At 69.8% G+C, this 24,113-nt stretch carries 25 protein-coding genes and 1 pseudogene; 15 read left to right on the forward strand and 11 right to left on the reverse strand.

The annotated features are described in order from the left end of the window. Positions 1–69 precede the first annotated feature (69 nt). The 4 genes and pseudogenes from DDF62_RS04800 to DDF62_RS26035 all read left to right on the forward strand — a co-directional run. A complete protein-coding gene (locus DDF62_RS04800) occupies positions 70–3,252 on the forward strand; it encodes an efflux RND transporter permease subunit (RefSeq protein WP_116488035.1) in 3,183 nt (1,060 codons plus the stop codon). Next, the gene (locus DDF62_RS04805; RefSeq protein ID WP_116488036.1) at positions 3,245–4,453 is read left to right on the forward strand and encodes an efflux RND transporter periplasmic adaptor subunit; all 1,209 of its coding nucleotides are present in this window, start codon (positions 3,245–3,247) and stop codon (positions 4,451–4,453) included. The genes DDF62_RS04800 and DDF62_RS04805 overlap by 8 nt, the downstream gene beginning before the upstream one ends. Then, positions 4,440–5,825, forward strand: coding sequence for an efflux transporter outer membrane subunit (locus DDF62_RS04810; protein ID WP_116488037.1), 1,386 nt, complete (start codon positions 4,440–4,442; stop codon positions 5,823–5,825). Before DDF62_RS04805 ends, DDF62_RS04810 begins: the two co-directional genes overlap by 14 nt. A 56-nt stretch (positions 5,826–5,881) precedes the next feature. After that, positions 5,882–5,989 (forward strand): annotated as a pseudogene (locus DDF62_RS26035) (hypothetical protein); the annotation flags it as partial. Between the two features lie 35 nt (positions 5,990–6,024). Here DDF62_RS26035 and DDF62_RS04815 read toward each other — a convergent pair. The 4 genes from DDF62_RS04815 to DDF62_RS04830 form a co-directional block, all read right to left on the reverse strand. After that, positions 6,025–6,519, reverse strand: a complete 495-nt coding sequence (locus DDF62_RS04815; RefSeq protein ID WP_116488038.1) for a nuclear transport factor 2 family protein — start codon at positions 6,517–6,519, stop codon at positions 6,025–6,027. 31 nt (positions 6,520–6,550) lie between these two features. Beyond that, on the reverse strand, positions 6,551–6,928 hold the full coding sequence (locus DDF62_RS04820) for a hypothetical protein (RefSeq protein ID WP_116488039.1): 378 nt from the start codon (positions 6,926–6,928) through the stop codon (positions 6,551–6,553). 62 nt (positions 6,929–6,990) lie between these two features. Further along, positions 6,991–8,430: a heavy metal sensor histidine kinase gene (locus tag DDF62_RS04825; protein WP_244286706.1), complete on the reverse strand. Its 1,440-nt coding sequence runs from the start codon at positions 8,428–8,430 to the stop codon at positions 6,991–6,993. Continuing rightward, a complete protein-coding gene (locus DDF62_RS04830; RefSeq protein WP_116488040.1) occupies positions 8,427–9,110 on the reverse strand; it encodes a heavy metal response regulator transcription factor in 684 nt (227 codons plus the stop codon). Before DDF62_RS04830 ends, DDF62_RS04825 begins: the two co-directional genes overlap by 4 nt. A 308-nt stretch (positions 9,111–9,418) precedes the next feature. Here DDF62_RS04830 and DDF62_RS04835 point away from each other — a divergent pair, with 308 nt between their 5' ends. Beyond that, on the forward strand, positions 9,419–10,078 hold the full coding sequence (locus tag DDF62_RS04835) for a hypothetical protein (protein ID WP_116488041.1): 660 nt from the start codon (positions 9,419–9,421) through the stop codon (positions 10,076–10,078). A 16-nt stretch (positions 10,079–10,094) separates the two neighbouring features. Beyond that, positions 10,095–10,757 carry a hypothetical protein gene (locus DDF62_RS04840; RefSeq protein ID WP_116488042.1) on the forward strand — a complete coding sequence of 221 codons (663 nt, stop codon included), beginning with the start codon at positions 10,095–10,097 and terminating at the stop codon, positions 10,755–10,757. A gap of 6 nt (positions 10,758–10,763) precedes the next feature. On the opposite strand, the gene DDF62_RS04845 is transcribed toward DDF62_RS04840, so the two are convergent. Then, on the reverse strand, positions 10,764–11,123 hold the full coding sequence (locus DDF62_RS04845; protein WP_116488043.1) for a hypothetical protein: 360 nt from the start codon (positions 11,121–11,123) through the stop codon (positions 10,764–10,766). Positions 11,124–11,160: 37 nt separating this feature from the next. Beyond that, a complete protein-coding gene (purL, locus tag DDF62_RS04850; protein WP_116488044.1) occupies positions 11,161–13,380 on the reverse strand; it encodes a phosphoribosylformylglycinamidine synthase subunit PurL in 2,220 nt (739 codons plus the stop codon). Between the two features lie 68 nt (positions 13,381–13,448). Between purL and DDF62_RS04855 the strand changes: the two genes are divergently transcribed. From DDF62_RS04855 to DDF62_RS25505, 3 genes are all read left to right on the forward strand, one after another. Further along, positions 13,449–13,721, forward strand: coding sequence for a type II toxin-antitoxin system VapB family antitoxin (locus tag DDF62_RS04855; protein WP_116488045.1), 273 nt, complete (start codon positions 13,449–13,451; stop codon positions 13,719–13,721). Beyond that, a complete protein-coding gene (locus DDF62_RS04860; protein WP_116488046.1) occupies positions 13,718–14,110 on the forward strand; it encodes a type II toxin-antitoxin system VapC family toxin in 393 nt (130 codons plus the stop codon). Before DDF62_RS04855 ends, DDF62_RS04860 begins: the two co-directional genes overlap by 4 nt. A gap of 138 nt (positions 14,111–14,248) precedes the next feature. Next, positions 14,249–14,395 carry a hypothetical protein gene (locus DDF62_RS25505; protein ID WP_164467334.1) on the forward strand — a complete coding sequence of 49 codons (147 nt, stop codon included), beginning with the start codon at positions 14,249–14,251 and terminating at the stop codon, positions 14,393–14,395. A gap of 134 nt (positions 14,396–14,529) precedes the next feature. Here the strand turns inward: DDF62_RS25505 and purQ are convergent, their stop codons facing one another. Both purQ and DDF62_RS04870 read right to left on the reverse strand, forming a co-directional pair. Further along, positions 14,530–15,192, reverse strand: a complete 663-nt coding sequence (gene purQ / locus DDF62_RS04865; protein WP_101712516.1) for a phosphoribosylformylglycinamidine synthase subunit PurQ — start codon at positions 15,190–15,192, stop codon at positions 14,530–14,532. Positions 15,193–15,275: 83 nt separating this feature from the next. Next, the gene (locus tag DDF62_RS04870; protein WP_116488047.1) at positions 15,276–16,220 is read right to left on the reverse strand and encodes a LysR family transcriptional regulator; all 945 of its coding nucleotides are present in this window, start codon (positions 16,218–16,220) and stop codon (positions 15,276–15,278) included. 122 nt (positions 16,221–16,342) lie between these two features. On the opposite strand from DDF62_RS04870, the gene DDF62_RS04875 reads away from it, so the two are divergent. Genes DDF62_RS04875 through DDF62_RS04885 form a run of 3 tightly spaced genes read left to right on the forward strand, consistent with a single transcriptional unit; the run spans position 16,343 to position 20,404 of the window. Then, positions 16,343–17,419 (forward strand): HlyD family secretion protein, encoded by a 1,077-nt coding sequence (locus DDF62_RS04875; protein ID WP_116488225.1) that lies wholly within the window; start codon positions 16,343–16,345, stop codon positions 17,417–17,419. Then, positions 17,419–18,960, forward strand: coding sequence for an MDR family MFS transporter (locus tag DDF62_RS04880; RefSeq protein WP_116488048.1), 1,542 nt, complete (start codon positions 17,419–17,421; stop codon positions 18,958–18,960). The genes DDF62_RS04875 and DDF62_RS04880 overlap by 1 nt, the downstream gene beginning before the upstream one ends. After that, positions 18,944–20,404 carry an efflux transporter outer membrane subunit gene (locus tag DDF62_RS04885; RefSeq protein ID WP_116488049.1) on the forward strand — a complete coding sequence of 487 codons (1,461 nt, stop codon included), beginning with the start codon at positions 18,944–18,946 and terminating at the stop codon, positions 20,402–20,404. The genes DDF62_RS04880 and DDF62_RS04885 overlap by 17 nt, the downstream gene beginning before the upstream one ends. 4 nt (positions 20,405–20,408) lie before the next feature. On the opposite strand, the gene DDF62_RS04890 is transcribed toward DDF62_RS04885, so the two are convergent. The 3 genes from DDF62_RS04890 to purC all read right to left on the reverse strand — a co-directional run bounded on the left by DDF62_RS04890 (position 20,409) and on the right by purC (position 22,214). Beyond that, positions 20,409–21,071 carry a DUF3885 domain-containing protein gene (locus DDF62_RS04890; protein ID WP_133244891.1) on the reverse strand — a complete coding sequence of 221 codons (663 nt, stop codon included), beginning with the start codon at positions 21,069–21,071 and terminating at the stop codon, positions 20,409–20,411. Positions 21,072–21,079: 8 nt separating this feature from the next. Next, a complete protein-coding gene (gene purS / locus DDF62_RS04895) occupies positions 21,080–21,319 on the reverse strand; it encodes a phosphoribosylformylglycinamidine synthase subunit PurS (protein ID WP_116488051.1) in 240 nt (79 codons plus the stop codon). Between the two features lie 139 nt (positions 21,320–21,458). Further along, positions 21,459–22,214, reverse strand: a complete 756-nt coding sequence (gene purC / locus DDF62_RS04900) for a phosphoribosylaminoimidazolesuccinocarboxamide synthase (RefSeq protein WP_116488052.1) — start codon at positions 22,212–22,214, stop codon at positions 21,459–21,461. A 387-nt stretch (positions 22,215–22,601) separates the two neighbouring features. Between purC and DDF62_RS04905 the strand changes: the two genes are divergently transcribed. From DDF62_RS04905 to DDF62_RS04915, 3 genes are all read left to right on the forward strand, one after another. Beyond that, entirely contained in the window at positions 22,602–22,919 is a 318-nt protein-coding gene (locus tag DDF62_RS04905; protein WP_101712524.1) for a DUF1476 domain-containing protein, read from the forward strand. Positions 22,920–23,143: 224 nt separating this feature from the next. Beyond that, positions 23,144–23,563 (forward strand): DUF1842 domain-containing protein, encoded by a 420-nt coding sequence (locus DDF62_RS04910; RefSeq protein ID WP_116488053.1) that lies wholly within the window; start codon positions 23,144–23,146, stop codon positions 23,561–23,563. A gap of 176 nt (positions 23,564–23,739) precedes the next feature. Continuing rightward, positions 23,740–24,111, forward strand: a complete 372-nt coding sequence (locus DDF62_RS04915; protein ID WP_116488054.1) for a DUF1842 domain-containing protein — start codon at positions 23,740–23,742, stop codon at positions 24,109–24,111. Positions 24,112–24,113: the final 2 nt, after the last annotated feature.

A 24,113-nucleotide genomic window follows, 5' to 3' on the forward strand; every position in this document is an offset into this window, starting at 1 on the left:
GGCGTCAGCCTGACGACCCGATGGCGCCGCTACATCCGTCGCAACCTCTCCGGAACGACGGATTTCTCGATGATCTCGCTTGTGCGGACCGCTTTGGCGCGTCCCTACACCTTCGTCGTCATGGCCGCGATGATCCTCATCGTGGGCGTGCTGGCCATTCTGCGCACGCCCACCGACATCTTTCCGGAGATCCGCGTCCCCGTCGTGGCGGTGGCCTTCACCTATAACGGCCTGTCGCCGGAAGACATGTCGGGCCGGATCCTGACGCCCTACCAGCGGGCCCTGACCACCACGGTCAACGACATCGAGCACATCGAGGCCACCTCGCTGCAGGGCATCGGGGTGGTGAAGGTCTATTTCCAGCCCGGCGCCGACATCCGCCTGGCCAACGCCCAGATCACCGCCGTCTCCCAGACCCTGCTGCGCCAGATGCCGACCGGCACCACCCCGCCGCTGGTGCTGAACTACAACGCCTCGACCGTGCCGATCGTGCAGCTGGCGCTGTCGGGTCAGGGCATGAGCGAGCAGCAGCTGTTCGACTACGGCGTCAACTTCATCCGCACGCGCCTGGTCACCGTACCCGGCGCGGCCGTGCCGTTCCCGTTCGGCGGCAAGACCCGCCAGATCCAGGTCGACATCGATCCGCAGGCCCTGCTGTCCAAGGGGCTGTCGGCCACCGACGTCGGCGCGGCCATCGCGGCCCAGACCCAGATCACGCCCGCCGGCTTCGTCAAGATCGGCGAGTTCCAGTATTCCCTGCGGCTCAACAACGCCCCGGGCTCGGTCGACGAGCTGAACGCCCTGCCGGTGCGCACGGTCAACGGCGCCACTATCCGCCTGGGCGACGTCGCCCACGTCCGCGACGGCTCGGCCCCGCAGCAGAACGTCGTCCACGTGGACGGCCAGCGCTCGGTGCTGATGACGGTGCTGAAGTCGGGCGCGACCTCGACCATCGCCATCGTCGACGGCATCAAGGGCGCGCTGCCCGAGCTGAAGGCCCAGCTGCCGGCCGAACTGTCGATCACGCCGCTGAACGACCAGTCGACCTTCGTGAAGGCCGCCGTCGAGGGCGTGGTGCACGAGGGCGCGCTGGCCGCGGTGCTGACCTCGCTGATGATCCTGCTGTTCCTGGGCAGCTGGCGCTCGACGGTGATCATCGCCGTGTCGATCCCGCTGGCCGTGCTGGCGGCGGTGGCGGCCCTGGCCGCCTTCGGCCAGACCCTCAACGTCATGACCCTGGGCGGCCTGGCCCTGGCCGTCGGCATCCTGGTCGACGACGCCACGGTGACCATCGAGAACATCAATTGGCACCTGGAGCACGGCAAGGACGTCAAGACGGCGATCCTCGACGGCGCGGCCCAGATCGTCACGCCGGCCTTCGTCTCCCTGCTCTGCATCTGCATCGTCTTCGTGCCGATGTTCTTCCTGCCGGGCGTGTCGGGCTTCCTGTTCGTGCCGATGGCCATGTCGGTCGTCTTCGCGATGATCGCCTCGTTCCTGCTGTCGCGGACCCTGGTGCCGACCATGGCGGCCTTCCTGCTGAAGCCGCACGCGCCGCACGACCAGGAGGCGCCGTCCAGGAACCGCCTCGTGCGCTTCCAGCGCGGCTTCGAGCGGGCGTTCGCCAAGGTGCGCGACGCCTATGCCGGTCTGCTGGGCTTTGCGCTCGGCGCGCGCGGCAAGTTCGTCGCCGGCTTCCTGGCCTTCGCGGTGCTGAGCCTGGCGCTGGTTCCGTTCCTGGGCCGGAACTTCTTCCCGGCCGTGGACTCCGGCTCGATCGCCATGCACGTCCGCGCGCCCAGCGGCTATCGGGTGGAGGAGTCGGCGGCGCTGTTCGACCGCATCCAGCGCCAGGTGCGCACGATCATTCCGAACGCCGAGATCGAGACGATCGTCGACAACATCGGCCTGTCCACCAGCGGCATCAACGTCGCCTACAACGCCTCGGGCACCATCGGCCCGATGGACGGCGACATCCTGATCAGCCTGAAGAAAGGCCACAAGCCGACCGACGACTACGTCAAGGCGCTGCGCCAGGAACTGCCCAAGGCCTTCCCGACCGCGACCTTCTCGTTCCTGCCGGCCGACGTCACCAGCCAGATCCTGAACTTCGGCAGCCCCGCGCCGATCGACATCCAGGTGGCCGGCGGGGATGCGGCGACCAACCAGGCCTACGCCCAGAAGATCCTGCGGGCGATCCGCGGCGTCGAGGGCATCGCCGACGTGCGCATCCAGCAGCCCACCGGCTCGCCGCAGCTGCGCTTCGACGCCGACCGCACGCGCATCCACGCCCTGGGCCTGGACGAGCGCGACGTCACCGCCAGCCTGGCCGGGGCCGTGGCCGGCAGCGGCCAGACCGCGCCGGTGTTCTGGCTGAACCCGCAGAACGGGGTGTCCTATCCGATCGTCGCCCAGACGCCGGAGTACCTGATCGACAGCTTCGAGAAGCTGGGCGCCATCCCGGTCACCGGCAGCCGCGTGCCGAACGAGGCGCCGCAGGTGCTGGGCGGCCTGGGCGCGCTGAGCCGCGGGACGACCGCCGCCGTGGTCTCGCAATACAACATCCAGCCGATGGTCAACGTCTATGCGGCCACCCAAGGCCGCGACCTGGGCGGCGTGGCCACCGACGTCCAGAAGGTTCTCAAGAACCTGGAGAAGGACAAGCCGGCCAAGGTGCGCGTCACCCTGCGCGGCCAGTACCAGACCATGAACACCGCCTTCTCCGGCATGGGCTGGGGCCTGCTCGGCGCGGTGGTGATGATCTACCTGCTGATCGTCATCAACTTCCAGTCCTGGCTGGACCCGTTCGTGATCATCTCGGCCCTGCCGGCCGCCCTGGCCGGCATCGCCTGGATGCTGTTCGCCACCGGCACGCCGCTGTCGGTGCCGGCCTTGACCGGCGCGATCATGTGCATGGGCGTAGCCACGGCCAACTCGATCCTGGTGGTCAGCTTCGCCCGCGAGCGGCTGGCGGCCACCGGCGACGCCGTGCAGGCCGCGTTCGAGGCCGGGGTCACCCGCTTCCGCCCGGTGCTGATGACCGCCCTGGCCATGATCATCGGCATGGGTCCCATGGCCCTGGCCCTGGGGGAGGGCGCCGAGCAGAACGCGCCCCTGGGCCGCGCCGTGATCGGTGGCCTGATCTTCGCCACCTGCGCCTCGCTGCTGTTCGTCCCGACCATCTTCGCCATCGTCCACGGCCGCCGCCCGCGCGCCGAGACCCCGTCCACCGAAGGACACGTCCATGCCTGACACCCTGCCCAAGACCGATCCGCGTCGGCTGCGCCGCCTGGCGCTGGTCGGCGCCGCGGGTTTCGCCCTGATCCTGGCGACGGGGGCGGCCGCCCGCTTCATGACCGGCAAGGACCTGGCCGGCGCCAGCCAGGACGCCGGCGTCGTCACCGTCAGCGTCGTGCGGCCCACCGCCGGCGAGGACGGCGCGCTGGTTCTGCCCGGCCGCCTGCAGGCCTGGAACCAGGCGCCGGTCTACGCCCGCACCGACGGCTACCTGCGCCGCTGGTACGTCGACATCGGCCAGCCGGTGAAGGCCGGCCAGGTGCTGGCCGAGATCGACGCGCCGGAAGTCGACCAGCAGTTGGTCGCCGCCCGCGCCGCCCTCGCCACCGCCTCGGCCCAGCGCGACCTGGCCGCCGTCGGCGCGGCGCGCTGGAAGCGTCTGGTCGGCGAGAACGCCGTCTCCCAGCAGGAGGCCGACGAGAAGCAGGGCGATCTGGCCGCCCGCGAAGCCATGCGCAACGAGGCCGCCGCCAATGTGCGCCGGCTGGAAAGCCTGGCCGCCTTCAAGCGCATCGTCGCGCCGTTCGACGGGGTGGTGACCAGTCGCGACACCGACCTGGGCGCCCTGATCAGCGCCGGCGGCGGCGCGCCGTCGCCGCTGTTCACGGTGTCGGACACCCGTCGGCTGCGCCTCTATGTCAGCGTGCCCCAGAGCATGGCCGCCTCGATCCGTCCGGGCATGACCGCCAGCTTCTCGAGCCCCGACCTGCCGGGCCAGTCGTTCCAGGCGCATCTGGTGCGCGCCGCCGACGCCGTCGACGCCCAGTCGGGCGCCATGCTGGTGCAGCTGGAGGTCGACAACGCCGCCGGCCAGCTGAAGCCCGGCGCCTACGCCCAGGTCAGCCTGGACCTCGGCAAGGGCGCGGCGAGCGCGCCGGCGACCCTGCGCGTGCCGGCCAACACCCTGCTGTTCCGCAAGGAGGGCACGGCCATCGCCGTGGTCGACAGCAACGGCAAGGTGCAGATCCGCAAGGTCATGATCGCCAAGGACCACGGTTCGGAGCTGGAGCTGGCCGGCGGCCTGGCCGCCAGCGACTGGGTGGTCAGCAGCCCGCCGGACGCCATCGCCGACGGCGACACGGTGCGCGCCATCCAGCCCAAGCCCGCCCCCGCCAAGACGGCGCAAGCCAACGGAGGCGCCGGTGCGCGCGGCTGACGCTGTCCTGCCCCTGGCGCTGCTGGGCCTGGCGGCTTGCAGCACGGCGCCGGCCTATGCGCCGCCGGCCGTCTCGACCCCGGCCGCCTTCCGCGACACCGGGCCCTGGACCCCTGCCGCCGCCGCCGCCCCACAGGCCGGCGACTGGTGGGCGGTGTTCGCCGACCCGACCCTGGCGGGACTGGAGCAGCGGCTGGCCGGCGGCAACGCCAGCCTGGCCCAGGCCCTGGCCCGCTATGACCAGGCCCGCGCCCTGGCCCGCCAGGCGCGCACGGACCTCTATCCCTCGGTGGGCGTCGACGCCGGCGCCGCCAGCCAGCGCACGATCTCGTCGGGCCGCACCGATCCGGTCGGGATCAGCGCCTCGGCCGCCTACGAACTCGACCTCTGGGGCCGGGTGCGCAACCAGGTCGAGGCCGGCCGCGCCGACGCGCAGGCCAGCGCCGCCGACCTCGCCGCCGTGCGCCTGAGCCTGCAGGCGCAGCTGGCCGACGCCTATTTCCAGCTGCGCGGGGCCGACGCCCAGATCGCCGTGCTGGCCTCGACCGCCGACGCCTATCGCCAGGCGCTGGACCTGACCCGTCGCCGCCAGGTCGGCGGGGCGTCCAGCGCGCTCGACACCGGCCGCGCCGAGACCCAGCTGGCCACGGCGCTTTCGCAGCAGGAGCAGGCCCAGGCCGATCGCGCCCTGCTGGAGCACGCCCTGGCGGTGCTGGTCGGCGAACCGGCTTCCAGCTTCTCCGTAGCCTCCGTCGAAGGATTGTCGGACGCGCCGCGCACGCCGGTGAGCACGCCGTCGGCGGTGTTGCAACGCCGGCCCGACATCGCCGCGGCCGAGCGCCGGGTGGCCGCCGCCAACGCCCGCGTCGGCGTGGCCCGCGCCGCCTGGTTCCCGACCGTCACCCTGGCCGCCAGCGGCGGCTGGCAATCGACCGGCGGCGAGCTGCTGACCACGGCCAACCGCGTCTGGGCCCTGGGCCCGGCGGCCGCGGCCCTGCCGCTGCTGGACGGCGGCGCCCGCAAGGCCGAGGTCGCCCGCAGCCGGGCGGTGTTCGACGAGGCCGCCGCGGGCTATCGCCAGACCGTGCTCGACGCCTTCCGCGAGGTCGAGGACCAGATGGCGCTGGCCAACCGCCTGGCCGCCGCCCAGTCCCGTCAGGACGAGGCCGTCGACGCGGCCGCCCGCACCGCGGCCTTGGCCACGACCCGCTACCGGGAAGGCGCGGCCAGCTATCTGGACGTGGTCACCGCCCAGACCGCCGAACTGGACGCCCGCCGCTCGGCCCTGGACCTGCGCACCCGCCGGCTGGCGGCGAGCGTGGATTTGATCCGCGCGCTCGGCGGCGGCTGGACAGGCGGGGAGGGCGCCTAGGGTTCGGACTCAATTTTCCAGCGGCAAGACTGAAGTTCGAAACTTCCAACGATCGTCATCCCGGCCGCAGCGAAGCGGAGAGCCGGGACCCAGGGGCAACCGCAGTGCGCCGGCCGCTGGGTCCCGGCTCTACGGCCCGCAATGCGGGCCTTCGGCCGGGATGACGGCCTTCTTCACCAGCCCCAATCGAGTCCGGATCCTAGGGCTTCGCCGCCGCCGCCGGCTGGGGCTTGGGATACCAGAGCGCGTTGACGATCACCCAGCGGTCGCCGAACCGGCCAAGGTTCAGGTGGTCGACGAACCAGGGGGTCTCCACCCGCGCCACCGCCACGTTGCCGGCGACGTCGAGCACCCGCACGCTGCGGTCCCACTGCTCGCGCGGGGTCTTCAGGGCGCCCTGCCGGGTCAGGCCCGCCAGCTCGTCGCGGTTCATGCGCCGCAGGCCGAGGGTCTCGTCGGGATCGGGCCGCGAGCGGATGGCGCGCTTGGCGAGGTCCGGGTGCAGCGAGCGGGTGACGCGCGCGACGTCGCCTTCCAGCTGGCCGTCGACATAGTCGTAGGCCACCGCCTCGACCGCCTTCACCGCCGCCGGATCGAGCGCCTGCGGCGCGACGGCCGCCGGTTGGACTGGAGCGGCGGCGGGCGGCGGGGTCGATCCGTCGAGAGCTATGGCGGCGAGCAGGGCGGCGATCATGGGCGTCTCCGAGTTGCGGATGAGAGGGGTGTCACTCGACGGGCCGGGTCCAGACGAGGGCGGCGAGGTCCTTGGACTTCAGGTCGATCTCCTCGCCCTCGGGCGTGCCGTACTGAAAGCCCTCCAGGCAGGTCGGAAAGCCGTCCTCGAGCCAGAGGACGAACCCCATCAGCAGGGTCTTGCCGTCGACCGCGACCTCGGCGGTGGGCCCCTCGAGCGTACGCGTGGGCCAGACGACGGGCGGCTGGCCCCTGTCGACGTCGAAGCAGGTGTAGAAGCCGTGGCCGGTGTTCTCGCGCTCAGGCAGCCGCATCGTCGCCAGCAGCGAGCGCAGCTGCCGCGCGATGGCCGGCCGGCCGTCGCAGATCGCGCCCAGCGCGGCCTTTTCAAGATCCGTGAAACCCGACATGCGCCCCCCTGGGCGCGACCTTAGCGCCAAGGTCGCGGGTCGCCTATGGGGGCTCTTAGGGCTCAGGCCTCGGCCGGCTCGATCCTGCGAGCGGCGGGCTCCTGCGGATCGCCGCTCGCGACCGTCCCGCCGGGCAGGACGAAGCCGATCAGAACCTCGCCGTCCTCGCAGCGGGCGAACACCGTGCCGCCGTGCATCGTGACGATGGCCTTGACCACGGCCAGGCCCAGGCCATGGACGTCGTGGCTGTGCTCGCGGGCCCGGTCGAGGCGATAGAAGCGGTCGAACAGCCGCGCCAGGTGCGCCTCGGGGATCGGACCGCCGCGGTTGCGCACGCCGAGGCACACCTTGCCGTCCTGCGGCTCGATGGTCACCCTCACGGTCTTGCAGTCGACGCCGTGGCGGATGGCGTTGTCGAGCAGGTTGGTCACCGCCCGGCCCAGCAGCGAGGCGTCGGCCGCCACCATGCCGTCGCCGACCACCTCCAGCCGCACGCCGGCGTCCTCGAACAAGACGTCCAGGAAGTCGGCGGTCTTGTGGGTCAGGCCGGCCAGCGACACGGGTTCGAGATTGGCCGCCAGCGCGCCCTGGTCGGCGCGGGCCATGAACAGCATGTCGTTGATGATGCAGCGCAGGCGGTCCAGCTCTTCCAGGTTCGAGTGCAGCACCTCTTCCAGCTCGCCGGTGTCGCGCGGGCGGGACAGGGCCACCTGGGTCTGGCCGATCAGGTTGCCCAGCGGCGTGCGCAGTTCGTGGGCGACGTCGGCGTTGAACGAGGCCAGGCGCTCATAGGCGTCCTGCAGGCGATCCAGCGCGCCGTTGAAGGCGGTCATCAGGCCTACCAGCTCGGTCGGCAGGTTCTGGGTCGGCATGCGCAGGCCAAGGTCGTTGGGATTCAGCGCGCGGGCCCGCTGCGACAGCCGGTCGACGGGGGCCAGGCCCTTGCGGGCGACCCACCAGCCCAGCAGGCTGACCAGCGCGATCGTCACCAGCGAAACGGCCAGCACCCCGACGCCCAGCACCTTGCGCGAGGCGTCGAACGGCGCGGTGTCGGCGGCGATCACCAGCCGCACCTCCGGCCGCTCCAGATAGGGCGGCACGCGGCGGGTCAGCGTCATGTAGCGCCTGCCGTCGAAATGGATCAGGTCGATGCCGTCGCGCGCCCGGGCCAGGGCGTCGTCGGGGGCGAAGCGGAAGCGGGCGTCGGGGCAGTCGACGCGGTAGCGGATGCTGCCGTTGGCCGGGGTGAACGACTGCAGCTTGTCGCCCAGCATCGGCCAGCGCTTGGGATCGCCGGCGTGGCGGATCATCGCGTCGATGATCTCCATGCGGGCGTTCAGCTCCTCGGCCTGGTGGCGGCGCAGCTCCAGGCTCTGGAAGCCGAAGATCGCCACGCCGGCCAGCACCGACACCAGGGTCGTGGCGATGGCGAACATCAGGGCCAGGCGCCCGGCTATGGACTGAGGTCCGATGGCCTTGGGGGCGATGGGGGCGGGGGTCATTCGGGGCTTCCGTCGGGACGGTGCTCGAGCACGTAGCCCATGCCGCGCACGGTGTGCAGCAGCTTGGTCTCGAACATGCCGTCGATCTTGGCCCGCAGGCGCTTGATGGCCACCTCGACGACGTTGGTGTTGGTGTCGAAATTGATGTCCCAGACCAGCTCGGTGATGATGGTCTTGGAGACGATCTGCGACTGGCGACGGCCGAGCACCGCCAGCAGGGCGAACTCCTTGGCCGTCAGGTTCAGGCGGCGGCCGGCGCGGGTGGCGCGGCGGGCCAGCAGGTCCAGGTGCAGGTCGCCGACGGTGATGGTGGTGGCCTCGCCGCGGCCACGCCGGGTGATGGCCTGCAGGCGCGCCAGCAGCTCCAGGAACGAGAACGGCTTGACCAGGTAGTCGTCGGCCCCGGCGCCCAGGCCGCGCAGGCGGTCGTCGACGCTGTCGCGGGCGGTCAGCATGATCACCGGCGTCTGGCGGGTCTGGCGCAGGCGCTCCAGCATGGCCACGCCGTCCAGGCCCGGCAGCATGCCGTCCAGCACGATGGCGTCGTAGTCGAGGGTCTGGGCCAGGTGCAGGCCGTCTTCGCCGTCGCCGACGAAGTCGACGGAATAGCCCTGCTCCGTCAGCCCCTTGCGCAGGTAGGCGACGGTCTTGGGTTCGTCCTCGACGATCAGGATCTTCATGGTGGCGGCGGCCCGGCGGCGCGGTGTTCGTGCGGCGGAGGCGTAAGGCCTCCTCGAACAGCTTTGATACAGCGTCCTCGCGCCGACCGCCACGGCTGGGGCGGGAAGGGGGCTCGGTGGCGGCCGGGCGAGAACTGCAGCCTAGGTGCCAGAGCGCTCCGGTCGCCAGGCTGACGCCAGCATGACATTTCTGACCGGAAGGCTGCGGCGGCGTCGATGCGCGCCATCGCCAATTGCGGAGCTCTTCGATTCATGTCCAGGTTGCGCCCGATTTCGGCGCGGCGCGCGCCATGTACGAGGGGCGAGTGATGGCGATCTGGACGATCGAGGTGGTCAACGAGACCGGGGCGGCCAAGGACTTCTTCGTCTACAGCGAGCCGCCCAAGGTGCGGTTTTCCGGCCAGGCGGTCGCGGTCCATCCCTGCGCCTGGATCACCTATCCGGGGATCCAGCCCGGCGATCGCAGGCGCTCGACCTTCAGCGAGAGCATCGCCATCTACGTAGACCTGAGCGGCGCGAAGCCCGAGCCGGGCGTGGTGCTGGTGGAAAGCGCCAACGTGCCGGTCGACGCCCGGGCGCGCGACAGCGTCAGCCTGCTCAACGACTTCAACAGCGGCATCTTCGGGCCCGTGGAGCATGACCGTTCGGACTACGGCACGGTCTCGCTGCATACGCCCGATCCGCTGTCCCGCAATTCGTTCCCGCCGCCCTCGACGATCGGGCTGGGCAAGTACGGCGACAGCGACCTGCCGTACCCGATCGCCGGTTTCCCGCCCCAGGCCGGCGGCGTGTTCGTCATCGAGCCGTCGCATCGCTTCCATCTGGCGCAGGGACGTCCGCTGCGCGGCGAAGCGCTGGCGCTGCATCCGCCGTCGCTGGTCGCCGTCGACTTCGACCAGGACAAGCTGACGGCGACGATCGTGGCCAAGGCCGACGGGACCTTCGCCGTCACCTACGAGCCCATCTGATCGAGCGGAGGCGAGCATGGCGGTCTGGACGATCGAGATCGTGAACGGCGGCGCCAAGGCCCGCAGCTACGCGCTGCTGCCCGCGCCGCCGGACGTCACCCTGGACGGCGCGCCGGTCGCGGTATGGCCCGCCGTCTGCGCGCCCTTCGATTATGTCGAGCCGAACGCGCCCCGGGCGACCACCTTCAGCGAGGCCGTGCAGGCGCTGTTCGCCTTTCCGGCCAAGGTGGAGGTCGAGCGCGTGATCAAGGCGGCTTTCACGGCGCCGGTGAACCCGCTGGCCCGCGACCTCGTCACGATCACCCACATGGACCACGAGGGCCCCAGCCGGGGCTTTGCAGAGAAACTCACCGCCGGCGCCGCCGAGCCCGGTCACTTCGCGATCGACACCAAGGCCGATTTTCCGGAAGGCGACGGGGTCGTGCTGGGCATGACCAAGCAGATCGACAGCAACGAGCCCGTACCGGCGGCGGTGTTCGACGCCCGGCCGCACGTCACCTACCAGATCCGGCCGCGGCCGGTGTTCCACCTGGTCGAGGGGCGCTACGTGCGCGGCAAGGTGCTGGACCTGTCGGCCAAGGGCGGCGCGGTCATCGACTTCACGGGCCGCGAGCGGGCAAAGGCCACCGTCGTCCAGGCGGCCGACGGCGTCTTCTCGGTGACGTACGATCCGGCCTGACGCGCGTCAGTCGACGCAGATCGCGCCCGTCGCCTTGCCGTTCACGACCTTGGCGTAGCAGCCGAACTGCACGTTCGAGCGCTTGCACTGGCCGGTCACCGGCGCGTCGTTGGGCTCGAGATTACCCTCGACGATGCAGCCGCCCTGGCACTGGGCGTTGTCGGTGCAGGCCTTGCCGGCGTCGGCATAGGGCACGACGCAGGTGGGCAGGCCCCGGCGGCCGACCGTCTCGATCTGGCCGCCGCGCGCGGCGCAGGTCTCGGCGGTGTCGCTGCCCGAAGCCGCTTGCGTCGGCGACGGCGGAGGAGCCGTCGGGGCGCAGGCGGCCAGGGTCAGCAGGGCAGCGGCGATCAGCGGCAGGCGCATCTGGAACACTCTTTCGATACTCTCGCCGCTCGGACGATCAGCCCATGAACGCCGGCAGCCAGGCTTCGTTCGCCTCGCGCAGCCTGGCCAGCGGGATCGAGAACAGGCCCGCGGAGGCGAAGGCCTCGCCGCCGGCCACGCCCGCGATGTTGGCGTGCACGCCGGCGTCCTTGGCCGCTTCCAGCAGGGCGTCCGGATCGGGCGTCGCCACCAGGTAGCGGGCCTGGTCCTCGCCGAACAGGTAGGGGTGGGCATGGGCGTGGCTGGTGGCGTTCAGGGTGACGCCGACCTGGCTGGCCAGGGCGATGTCGGCCGCGGCGACCAGCAGGCCGCCGTCCGACAGGTCGTGCACGCCGGCCACCAGGCCCGAGCCGATCAGGCCGCGGACGAAGTCGCCGTTCTTGCGCTCGACGGCCAGGTCGACCGGCGGCGGGGCGCCGTCCTCGCGGCCCAGGATCTCGCGCAGATAGATCGAGGCGCCCAGTTCGCCGTGCGTCTCGCCGATCAGCACCAGGGTGTCGCCCTCGGCCACATTGCCAAAGCCCGTGCGCAGGTCGTAGTCGGCCAGCAGGCCGACGGCCCCGACGGTCGGGGTCGGCGGAATGGCGACGCCGTTGGTCTCGTTGTAGAGGCTGACATTGCCGCTCACGACCGGGAAGTCGAGCACGCGGCAGGCCTCGGCCATGCCGTCGGTGGCGCGCACGATCTGGCCCATGGTTTCGGGCTTTTCGGGGCTGCCGAAGTTCAGGTTGTCGGTGATGGCGATAGGCAGCGAGCCGGCGGCCGTCAGGTTGCGCCAGGCCTCGGCGACGGCCTGCTTGCCGCCTTCGTACGGGTCGGCCTGGACGTAGCGCGGGGTGCAGTCGCTGGTCACGGCCACGGCCTTGCCGGTGCCGTGGATGCGCACGATGCCGGCGTCGCAGCCGGTGGCGCTGTCTTCCAGGGTGTCGGCCATCACGTGGCGATCGTACTGCTCCCACAGCCAGCGCTTGGAGGCCATGTCGGGGCAGCCCAGGACCTTGAGCACGGCCTCTTCCCAGTTCTCGGGGGCGGGCACGTGGCCGGGGTCGAGGCGGGCGTCGACCTTGGGCTGCGTCCACGGACGGTCATACAGCGGCGCGTCGTCGAACAGCGGGGCCAGCGGCACGTCGCAGACCGTCTCGCCGTGGTGCTTGAGCACCAGGCGGCCGGTGTCGGTGGTGTAGCCGATGACGGCGGCGTCCAGGCCCCACTTCTCGAAGATGGCGTGGCCGTCCTGCTCGCGGCCGGGCTTGAGGACCGCCAGCATGCGCTCCTGGCTTTCCGACAGCATCATCTCGTAGGCCGACATGCCGGTTTCGCGCTGCGGGACCATGTCCATGTTCAGCTCGATGCCGACGCCGCCCTTGCCGGCCATCTCGACCGACGACGAGGTCAGGCCCGCCGCGCCCATGTCCTGGATCGCCGCGACCGCGCCCGTCGCCATCAGCTCCAGCGTGGCCTCGATCAGCAGCTTTTCGGCGAAGGGGTCGCCGACCTGGACGGTCGGGCGCTTTTCTTCCGAGTCCTCCGAGAACTCGGCCGACGACATGGTCGCGCCGTGGATGCCGTCGCGGCCGGTCTTGGAGCCGAAATAGACGACCGCCAGGTTCGGGCCCGGGGCGGCCGAGTAGAAGATGCTGTCGGCCTTGGCCAGGCCCACGCACATGGCGTTGACCAGGATGTTGCCGTTGTAGCCCTTGTGGAAGTTGGTCTCGCCGGCGACGGTGGGCACGCCCACGCAGTTGCCGTAGCCGGCGATGCCGGCGACCACGCCGTCCACTAGGCGCTTGGTCTTGGGGTGGCCCGGCTCGCCGAAGCGCAGGGCGTTCAGAAGGGCGATGGGGCGCGCGCCCATGGTGAAGACGTCGCGCATGATGCCGCCCACGCCCGTCGCCGCGCCCTGGTAGGGCTCGATGTAGGACGGGTGGTTGTGGCTCTCCATCTTGAAGATGATCGCGTCGCCGTCGTCGATGTCGATGACGCCGGCGTTCTCGCCGGGACCGCAGATCACGCGCGGACCGCTGATCGGGAACTTCTTGAGCTGGTTCTTGGACGACTTGTACGAGCAGTGCTCGGACCACATCACCGAAAACACGCCCAGTTCGACGAGGTTGGGCTCGCGGCCCAGGCGGTCGAGGACGACCGCGTATTCCTCGGGCTTCAGACCGAATTCGGCGGCCGTATCGGCCATCGACTTGGCGGGGGATTTGGCGGGGGCGTTGGTCGGTGCGCTCATGGGCGCGCCTTCTAGCGCGGCTGGGGGGATTCCGCTATATTTCTGGTGACCGAAGAGGCGCTTCTCGCATGGGTATCGAGATCAATCGTGGCGAGATCGAGCGTCTGGCGCGCGAACTTTCCGAGATCACGGGGCAGAGCCCCGATGAGGCGGTCCGTAGCGCACTCGCCGAGAAGATCGACCGTTTGGTTCGATCAGCGCCCGGTTCGGCAACTTATGAAGCGCGCAAGGCAGCCTTCTTTGCACGGCTCGATGCGAGGCCGCGAACCGCTGACGCTCGGACGTGGAAGCAGATCGAAGACGAGGATCTCTACGACGAGCGCGGACAGCCAATCGGATGATCATCGATACCTCGGCGCTTGCCGCTATCCTGTTGAAGGAGCCCGAGGCCGGACGATTCTATGATGCGATCATGGCGGTCGCCGAGCCCAAGCTGTCTGCAGCCTCGTTTGTGGAACTTGTCGAGGTCTACGCAAAGAAGATCGAGATCGACGACGTCATGGAGGTCGTGCGCGAGGATCTGGCTATGTTGGGCATTGTCGTCGTGCCGGTGACGTCCCAACAGGCCGTGCTCGCAGGAGCGGCAAGGTTGCGCTTCGGCAAAGGCCGGCACGCCGCCCGCCTGAACTACGGCGACAGCTTCTCCTATGCCTTGGCCAGGTCGCTGAACGCGCCGCTGCTCTTCAAGGGCGACGACTTCACCCATACCGACATCCGCCCGGCGCTCTGACGCCTGGCGGGAAAACTCTCGCGAAAACAGAAGCTAAGCAGGAACTAAGGCAGCTGCGCCGAAGGAACGCGGCGAGTCTTGCGCCCGTTCTTCATCCCGTGCGCATCGCAGCGCGCGGAACGAAGAGGAGTAAGGCCCATGGGCGAGCAAACCCGCAATCCGCAGCAGCAACAGCAGAACCCGCAGCGACAGGCTCCGGGCCAGCAACAGCAGCAGCGCCAGAACGAGCAGGGCCGCAACCCGGGCGGCCAGGAAAATCAGCCGGAGCGCGATCGCGACCGCTGATCTGAAGCTTTAGCGCATTTTCTGACGACGAACCGGTACCCACGTCGTCGGAAAATGCTCTGGCGAGCGTTAGCAGCGCTCCATCGGAGGAAGGGTCGGCGTCGCTCCGCCGGCCCTTTTCCGTGCGAGAAGCTTCAGGCGCTCTGGAAGACGCTGCGGAACAGGATCGCGCCGTCTTCCGAGCCGAGGTCGGCGTCGAACGAGCGGTCGGGGTGGGGCATCAGGCCCAGGACGTTGCCGCCGGCGTTGACGATGCCGGCGATGTCGCGGGCCGAGCCATTGGGGTTGTCCTTGTAGCGGAACACCACCTGGCCTTCGCCCTCGATGCGGTTCAGGGTCTCTTCGTCGGCGAAGAAGTTGCCCTCGCCGTTGCCGACGGTCATCACCGCGTCGCGCTGCTCGCCGAAGGCGGCGGTGAAGCGGGTCTGGCTGTTGACGATGTCGAGTTCGACCGGCTTGCAGATATACTTCAGCTTGGCGTTGCGCAGCAGGGCGCCGGGCAGCAGGCCGACTTCGGTCAGGACCTGGAAGCCGTTGCAGATGCCGACCACGGCCACGCCCTTGTTGGCGGCCGAGACGACTTCTTTCATGACCGGGCTCTGGGCGGCCATGGCGCCGCAGCGCAGGTAGTCGCCATAGGAGAAGCCGCCGGGCAGGACGATCAGGTCCAGGTCGTCCGGCAGCGCCGTCTCCTGGTGCCAGACCATTTCCACGCGGGCGCCGGTGGAGCGTTCGACGGCGACCTTGCAGTCACGATCGCAGTTGGAACCGGGGAAGACGACGACGGCGGCTTTCATGGCGCGGGCCTGTAGCACCGTTCGAAGGCAATGTCAGGCGCCGGACGGGTGGAAACTGGCGAAACCGTCCTGCAGCCGGACCGCTAGATCCTTTCGGCCGCCTCGCGGCAGACGTCCAGCAGCCAGCCGTTGGGCGAGTCGGGGCCGTCGCTGGCCCGCATCACCGCGCCGAAGGGCGTGGGCGGCGGCGGGGCCGGCGGCTCGATCATCACCACCTTGCCGCGTTCGGCGGCGGTTTCGGCCAGGCGCCGGGGCAGGATGCAGATCATGTCCGAGCGGCTGATCATGCTGAGCGCGCTGAACGAATCCTGCACCGAGAACGGCTGGTAGGAGTCGTCGCCCAGGGCGTAGCGCTCTCCCCACGAGGTCACGCGGCGCAGGCCGATATGGCCCGCCGAGGTGCGGTCGGGATCGTCGTTGCCGCCGGTCACGCCCAGGCGGGGCAGGCGGGCCAGAGCCTCGAGATCTATGCCGTCGGCCACGGCGGGGTGCCCGACGCGCACGACCCAGACGCCGCTCTCGTCGAACAGCCGGGTGTGGGTGAAGCGCCCGGGGACCGACTCGAAACAGCCGATCACCATGTCCAGCCGCCCGGTGTCGAGGTCCTCGGTCATGCCGGCGTAGAGGCCGCGGAAATGGACCTGCACCTGGGGGGCGACGGCCATCACCCGCTCGGCGATCAGTGGGCCGAGCACGTAGGAGATGTAGGCGCCGGCCGCGACCGTGAAGGCGTGCTGGTCGACGCGCGGGTCGAAGCGCTGGGCCAAGACCGCGGTCTCGAGCAGCTTGAGCGCCGTGCGGGCGGTGTCGGCGATCTCCATGGCGCGCGGGGTCGGGCGCAGGCCGGTCTGGCCGCGCACGAAGAGATCATCGCCCACCATCTCGCGAAGCCGGCGCAGGGCATGGCTGACGGCCGACTGCGACAGGCCAAGGCGCTCGCCCGCGCGGGTGGCGTTCTTCTCCTCCAGCAGGGTGACGAACACCCGGAAGAGGTTGAGGTCGGCGGTTTTGAAATTCGTTGAATTCATGACTGACGTGAAGAGATATCATTTCCCTCATGATTGGCGGAGTCCTATTTCGCCGGCCAAGGTTCGCGACCGAATGGACCCCCTGGGATTCCCCTGAAACTCGAAGATATGTGGAGCAGCGCGTGAGCGACGCTGAAGGTTACGACGCCATCGCCGAGGCCGACGCCCTGGCTGCCCGCAAGCGAACGGGCCAGACGCTGGGCCAGCGGCTGCGCCTGCCGCTGATGATCGGCGTGCCGGTGGTGATCCTGGCGGGCGTCGGCGTCGTGCTGCTGACCGGCGGCAAGTCGCAGGCCACCGACAACGCCTACATCCAGGCTAGCCGCACGGCCATCAGCGCCAGCATCGACGGCCGGGTGGTCAGCGTCGAGGTTCACGAGAACCAGGCCGTCAAGAAGGGCCAGGTGCTGTTCCGCCTCGATCCGGCCGACTACGAGGTCGCCGTGTCGGAGGCCGAGGCCGCCCTGGCCCAGGCCCGCTTCGACGTCCAGGCCCGCCGCGCGGTCTACGCCCAGCGCCTGGCCGACCTGGCGGCCGCCGAGGAAACCGCCGGCTACGCCAAGCGCGAGGCCGCTCGCCAGCGCGATCTGGCCGCCGCCGGCGTCGCCACCCAGGCCCAGGCCGACGAGGCCCGCCACGCCGCCGACCAGGCCCAGCGCCAGATCGCCGTCGTTCGCCAGCAGATCGCCACCGCCCTGGCCGACCTCGGCGGCTCGGCGGACGCGCCCACCGAGCGCCAGCCCAAGGTGCTGGAGGCCCAGGCCCGCCTCGAACGCGCCAAGCTCGATCGCTCCTATGCCGCCGTGGTCGCGCCGGCCGACGGCGTGGTGGCCAAGGTCGAGCAACTGCAGGTCGGCGCCCGGGTCGGCGCCTCGCAGGCGGTGTTCTGGCTGATCTCGGGCAAGCCCTGGGTCGAGGCCAACTTCAAGGAAGACCAGCTGGCCCACATGCGTGTCGGCCAGCCGGCCAGCATCAAGGTCGACGCCTACGACGCGCCGCTCAAGGCCCACGTCGCCAGCTTCAGCCCCGGCACCGGCTCCAGCTTCGCCCTGCTGCCGGCCGAGAACGCCAGCGGCAACTGGGTGAAGGTGGTCCAGCGCGTGCCCGTGCGCCTGACCCTGGACGACGCCGCCCCGGCCAATCTGGGCGCCGGCCTCAGCGCCAAGGCCACCGTGGACGTCCGTTCGGGTCGCGAGTGATGAGCGCCGCGCGGGCCCTTTCCGGCCACGACCGCGACGTCGCCAACCGCGGGCCGATCACCGTGTCGGTCATGCTGGCGACGATCATGATCTCGCTGGACACCACGATCGCCAACGTCGCCCTGCCGCATATCCAGGGCAGCGTCTCGGCCTCGGCCGACCAGATCACCTGGGTGCTGACCTCCTATATCGTGGCCGCCACGATCATGACGCCGCTGACCGGCTTCATGACCGAGCGCCTGGGCCGCAAGATGGTGCTGAACGTCTGCATCATCGGCTTCACCATCGCCTCGATGCTGTGCGGCATCGCCACCAGCCTGGCCGAGATCGTCATCTTCCGCCTGCTGCAAGGCCTGTTCGGCGCGGCGTTGATCCCGCTGTCGCAGGCCGTGCTGCTGGACATCAACCCACCCCACCGCCACGGCCAGGCCATGGCCGTCTGGGGCGCGGGCGCGGTGCTGGGACCGATCCTGGGCCCGGCGCTCGGCGGCTGGCTGACCGACAATCTCGACTGGCGCTGGGTGTTCTTCATTAACCTGCCGGTCGGCATCCTGGCCTTCTGCGGCGTGTTCTTTTTCCTTTCCGAGAAGAAGGGGACCGAGAAGAAGCGCTTCGACATCCTGGGCTTCGCCAGCCTGGCCATCGCCATCGGCGCCTTCCAGCTGATGCTCGACCGGGGACCCGGCGAGGACTGGTTCGGCTCGGCCGAGATCTGGACCTACCTGATGATCTGCGTGATCTGCGTGTGGATCTTCGGCGTGCAGCTGGCCACGGCCGACAAGCCGTTCATCTCTCGCGCGCTGCTGGCCGACGCCAACTTCGTCACCTGCTGCATCTTCGGCTTCTTCATCGGCATACTGCTCTACAGCACGCTGGCCCTGCTGCCGCCGATGATGCAGACGCTGCTGGGCTATCCGGTGGCCTTCACGGGCCTTGTCTCCATGCCCCGGGGCCTGGGCTCGTTCATCGCCATGTTCGCCGTCGGCCAGCTGGTCGGGCGGATGAACATCAAGCTGATCCTGACCATCGGCATGGCCATCAGCGTCGTGTCGCTGTGGCAGATGAGCCAGTTCAGCCTGGGGATGGACACCCACCTGATCATCGTCTCGGGCTTCCTGTCGGGGGCGGGGACGGGCCTGATCTTCGTGCCGCTCAGCACCATCGCCTTCGCCACGGTGAAGCCGGAGCTGCGGGCCGAGGGCGCGGGCCTGTTCACCCTGGTGCGCAACATCGGCTCGGCGGCCGGCATCTCGATCATGCAGGCGCTGTTCGTCAGCGGCATCGAGAAGCACCACGCCGTGCTGGTCGAGCACGCCCGGCCCGACAACCCGATCTACCAGGCCTACGCCAAGAGCGTGTTCCTGACCCAGAACGCCATGGCCGCGTTCAACGGCGTCATCAACCGCCAGGCCTCGATGCTGGCCTATCTCGACGACTTCCGCCTGATGCTGGTCATCACCGTGGCCTGCTCACCGCTCATCCTGCTCATGCGAACCCCGAAAGCCAAAGGGGGCGAGACCGTTCATGTCGCCGACCACTAAGACCGCCCGCCGTCTCGCCGCTCTGGCCGGGGCCGTCAGCCTCGCCGTGCTGGCCAGCGCCTGCACCACCGTCGGCCCCGACTTCCAGGCTCCGGAAGCGCCCAGGACCAGCGCCTATGTCGGCAAGGACGAGACGCTTCCGGCCACGGCCGGGCTCGACAGCACGGGCGTTGGTCCGTGGTGGACCGCGCTGGGCTCGCCCGAGCTCGACGCGGTGATCCGCCAGGCCCTGGCCGACAACCCGTCGCTGGCCGAGGCTGACGCCACCTTGGCGAGCGCGCAGTCGGCCCTGGCGGTCGCGCGCGGCCAGGCCGGACCCCAGGCCAGCGCCAGCGCCGGGATCGACCGCGAGCGCGCCAACCTGCAGGCCTTCGGCTTCACTGGCTTTGGCGACATCAAGCTCAGCAACCCGACCTTCAGCCTCTATTCGGTGGGGGCGGGCGTCGGCTACGACCTCGACCTCTGGGGCGGAAACAGGCGTCGCATCGAGGGCGCGACGGCGCGGGTCGAGGCCGAAGGCCGCCGCGCCGAAGCGGCCTACCTGTCGCTGACGGCCAACATCGCCCTGCAGGCGGCGACGATCGCCGCGCTGCAGGAAGAGATCGCCAGCGTCGAGCAGATGATCGCCGACGACGAGGCCAATATCGAGTTGGTGCGCAAGGCCGACGCCATGGGCGGGGCGACCCGCCTGGCCGGCGTTACGGCCCAGGTCCAGCTGGAGCAGGACCGCGCCCTTCTGCCGGACCTGCACGGCGAGCTGGCGGCCGCCCGCCACGCCCTGGCGGTGCTGGTCGGCAAGGCGCCCGCAGACTGGACCCCGCCGGCCTTCACGCTGGACACCCTGAGGCTTTCGGCGCCCGTGCCGGTCGGCCTGCCCTCGGCCCTGGTGCGCAGGCGGCCGGACATCCTGGCGGCCGAGGCCGAGCTGCATGCGGCCACCGCCGACATCGGCGTGGCGACGGCGGACCTCTATCCGAACCTCAAGCTCAGCGCCTCGCTGACGCAGGGCGCGCTGAAGCCCAAGGACCTGTTCAGCTACGACGCCAGCGGCTGGGACGTGGGCGCGGGCCTGACCGCGCCGCTGTTCAACGGCGGCGCCCTGAAGGCGCGCCGCGAGCAGGCGAGGGCGGCGGCCCGCGTCGCCTCGGCCCGCTATCAGCAGACCGTGCTGAGCGCCTTCGGCCAGGTGGCCGACGCCCTGGCGGCCCTGTCGGCCGACGAGGCCGCTCTGCAAGCGCAAGGACGGGTGGAGCGCCAGGCGGGCGAGCGCCTGCGTCTGGCCCGCCTGGCCTTCGATCGCGGCGGCGGCACGATGCTGGAGGTGATCGACGCCCAGCGGACCCTGAACGCCGCCCGCCAGTCGCGGGCGCGGATCGAGGGGCGCAAGCTGGCGGACGCCGTGCGGCTGTTCGCGGCGACCGGGGCCGACTGGCGGACGGCCTGAGGGCTCAGACCACCGTCAGCCGGGGCGCGGCGTCGCGCCAGGGCACCAGCAGGGCGTCGCAGCGCTCGACCTCGACGTCGCGCACCCAGTCGCGGAAGCGCCAGTAGACCGGCGCCAGGCGCTCTGGGGTGACGGCCATCGGGGTCATGCCCTTGGCGTCATAGAAGTCGAGCGCCAGTCCCGTTTCGAAATCGACGATCCCGACCGACAGGTTGATCAGTCCGCGCTTCTGGAAGCCGCCGACCGCGGCCAGCAGGAAGGGAGCCAGGGCGTCGGGCGTGGCGGGGGTCTCGACATAGGCGAGGTTCCACCACCAGTCGGGCGCGTCATCGGGATCGGGGCGCAGGCGCCAAGCGGGCTCACGGGGCAGGTCGAAGCCCAGGTGCGACAGGCGCTTGAACGGCGGCTTTTCGTGCGAGCTCCAGCCCAGCTCCAGGGTCACGCGCTCGGAGCGGCCGAACAGGGCGGCGACGACCGCGCGGGCGGTGTCGAGCTCGCGCAGCAGGCGGGCGGACGGCGTGAAGGGCTGGGGAAGACGGTCGGGGGCCGTGGCGTCTGGGATCAGTTCGATCCGCGTCCAGGCCGGCCCCCGGAAGTCGTGCAGGCGCTCGACGCCGAAGACGTCGAGCATCCGCTGGCGGGTGGGATGGAGGCTGGCCTCTCCCACGATCCGCCTCAGGCGATGTCGATGCGGTAGCTTTCGATGACCGTGTTGGCCAGCAGCTTCTCGCACATGGACTTGACCTCGGCCTTGGCGGCCTCGGCGTCCGTGGCGTCGAGGTCGAACTCGATGACGCGGCCGACGCGGGCTTCCTTGACCGACGGCCAGCCCAGGCCATGCAGGGCGTTCTCGACGGCCTTGCCCTGGACGTCGAGCACGCCGGGCTTCAGGAACACGTGGACGGTGGCTTTCAACTTAAATTCCTCCCTCGCGAAGCGGGGGAGGGGGGACCGCGAAGCGGTGGAGGGGGCGTGAGCCGTCCACGGCGATCGGGATCTTCCCCCTCCGTCGCCTTTCGGCGACACCTCCCCCTTCAGGGGGAGGATCAAATGACTAGTGCACGCCGCCTTGGATGACGGTGGGCATTTCCTTCATGATGCCGAGGCGGCGGGCCACTTCGGTGTAGCTCTCGATGACGTTGCCGAGGTCGCGACGGAAGCGGTCCTTGTCCAGCTTCTCGTTGGTGGCGGCGTCCCACAGGCGGCAGCTGTCGGGGCTGATCTCGTCGGCCAGGATGATCCGCGAGAAGTCGCCTTCGTAGACGCGGCCGAACTCGATCTTGAAGTCCACCAGCGTGATGCCGACGCCGCTGAACAGGCCCGACAGGTAGTCGTTCACGCGCAGGGCCATGGCCATCATGTCGTCGATCTCCTGGGTGGCGGCCCAGTTGAACGCGGTGATGTGCTCTTCGGAGACCATCGGGTCGCCGAGCTTGTCGTCCTTGTAGTAGAACTCGATGATCGAGCGCGGCAGCGGCTGACCCTCGGTCAGGCCCAGGCGCGTGGCGATCGAGCCGGCGGCGATGTTGCGCACCACGACCTCGAGCGGAACGATCTCGACTTCCTTGATCAGCTGCTCGCGCAGGTTCAGGCGGCGGATGAAGTGGTTCTGGACGCCGATCGCGTTCAGGCGAGTCATGATGTACTCGCTGATGCGGTTGTTGATCACGCCCTTGCCTTCGAGGACGGCCTTCTTCTGCGCGTTGAACGCGGTGGCGTCGTCCTTGAAATACTGGATGAGGGTGCCGGGCTCGGGGCCCTCGTACAGGATCTTGGCCTTGCCTTCGTAGATCTTCTTGCGACGGGTCATGGCTCTCGTCGAGGCCCTTCCTGCGAATAAGCGCGCCGTCCTTGCCCGGAAGACTCCCGAGAAAACGAAAAGCGCGCGCGGCGGATAGCTGCGCGCGGCGTTCGACTCAAGGCCGCTCACTGAAAAATGTCCGCTGGAACCTACCCGAACGCCGGCTTTTCCGCAAACGCGGCCTGCCATCGTGGTAAACCTTCGCCCTGCGGCGTCGCGGGCGATTGCCCCCCGTCGCTGGGCGGGATATGGAGCCGCCACAAGAACACTTCGTCTCGCGGACACGCCATGTTCGCAGGGGACGAAACCGAACTACTCTCTTACACTGGAGCGCCGTACTACCGCCCTGGGTTGCACCCGTCCGGCGGTAGGCGCTTCGGAAAACTTGGGGCTTTCATGACGACCTTCGACGACCGCGAGCAGGCTTTCGAACGCAAGTTCGCGAACGACCAGGAGCTGGAGTTCAAGGCCACCGCGCGCCGCAACCGCCTGCTGGGCGAATGGGCCGCCGGCCTGATGGGCCTGGCCACGGTCGAGGAATACGCCCGCGCCGTCGTGAAGTCGGACTTCGAGCAGCCCGGCGACGAGGACGTGTTCCGCAAGGTCTTCGAAGACCTGAAGGGCTCGGGCGTCGCGGTCTCGGAAGGCGAGGTCCGCATGAAGATGGCCGAACTGCTGGCCTTCGCCCGCGAGCAGCTGCGCGCCGGCGAATAAGCCGGTCCGCCGAAAGGCGACCACGAAGAGGCCCGGCCCGGTTCGCACCGGCCGGGCCTTTTTCTTTGGCCGCTATCGCGCATCTGTGAACTTGCGCACCTCTGGGTTGTCAAAAATCTGCAATCGTCCTCAGGCTTTATCGGGCGGCGAATTCGCCCGTGAGGCGCATCGTCGACAACGGGGCGGCGATCAAGCGACCGCTCCGATAACCGGAGGACGCAAACATGGCTGACGACGTCGGCAACCTGCATTCCCAATCGGCCGAGATCGGCCCGGTCGGCCTCTACCTGGTCAAGGTCGTGGTCGGTAACGTCGGCACTCCCGGCGCTCCGATCGTCAACCTGGCCCTGACCGTCGACGCGCCCTCGGGCCACGTCAGCGGCATCGCCGAGATCAACCAGGCGGTCATCGGCGGCCAGCACCGCTTCCCGGTGCAGGGCAACATCTACCACACGGGCCTTGGCCAGGATCAGCTGCTGGTCGCCCTGCACGGCCAGTTCGTGGCCAGCGTGCCGCCGCCGGCCATCGGCTCGTTCCTGGTGCAGTTCCGCGCCGGCCTGGTGGTGGACAAGACCTGGAACGGCCACGGCGGCTTCGACTACCTGAACACCCACATCGACAACGTGCCGGTCAAGCGGGTCTGACCCCTTCGGCGCGCTGAGAGGCGGGGTCCGGTCGCATGACGACCGGACCCTGTTCTTGTTCGAGGACCGGCGTTGTGCGAAATCGCACGGCGTATCGGGGACGCGCGCTGTAGCGTTCCCGACGGCGACCAAGGCGGCGCAGGGGGCGACCGCCAGGCGTTGCGGGGGAACACGGCATGGCCGACGATACTGAAGTGTGCGGGGCGGACGCGGGCGTGGTCCAACTGGTCGTCGGCAAGCTGGGCATGCCGGGCGCGCCGATCCTGCGGCTGGACCTGCAGTTCGCCGCCGACCGCGCCAACGGCGTGGCCGAGATCAATCAGGCGGTCATCGGCGGCAAGCACCGGTTCGAGGTCTCGGGCGAGGTTTCGCCGACCGGGGACGCGCCCTTCGGCCTTCGGGTCGCGCTGGAAGGCCAGTTTCCCCATGCCGGGCAGGCCGTCCGCTTCAGCGCCGTCCTGTCGGTGAACGAGGCCTGGGTCGGCGAAGGCCAGTTCGAGTACCTGCAGACCAAGGTCTCGAAGGTCCCGGTCAAGCCCGCGGGCTGACC

Origin of the sequence: Caulobacter radicis (assembly GCF_003094615.1) — a bacterium.
Taxonomy (GTDB): domain Bacteria; phylum Pseudomonadota; class Alphaproteobacteria; order Caulobacterales; family Caulobacteraceae; genus Caulobacter; species Caulobacter radicis.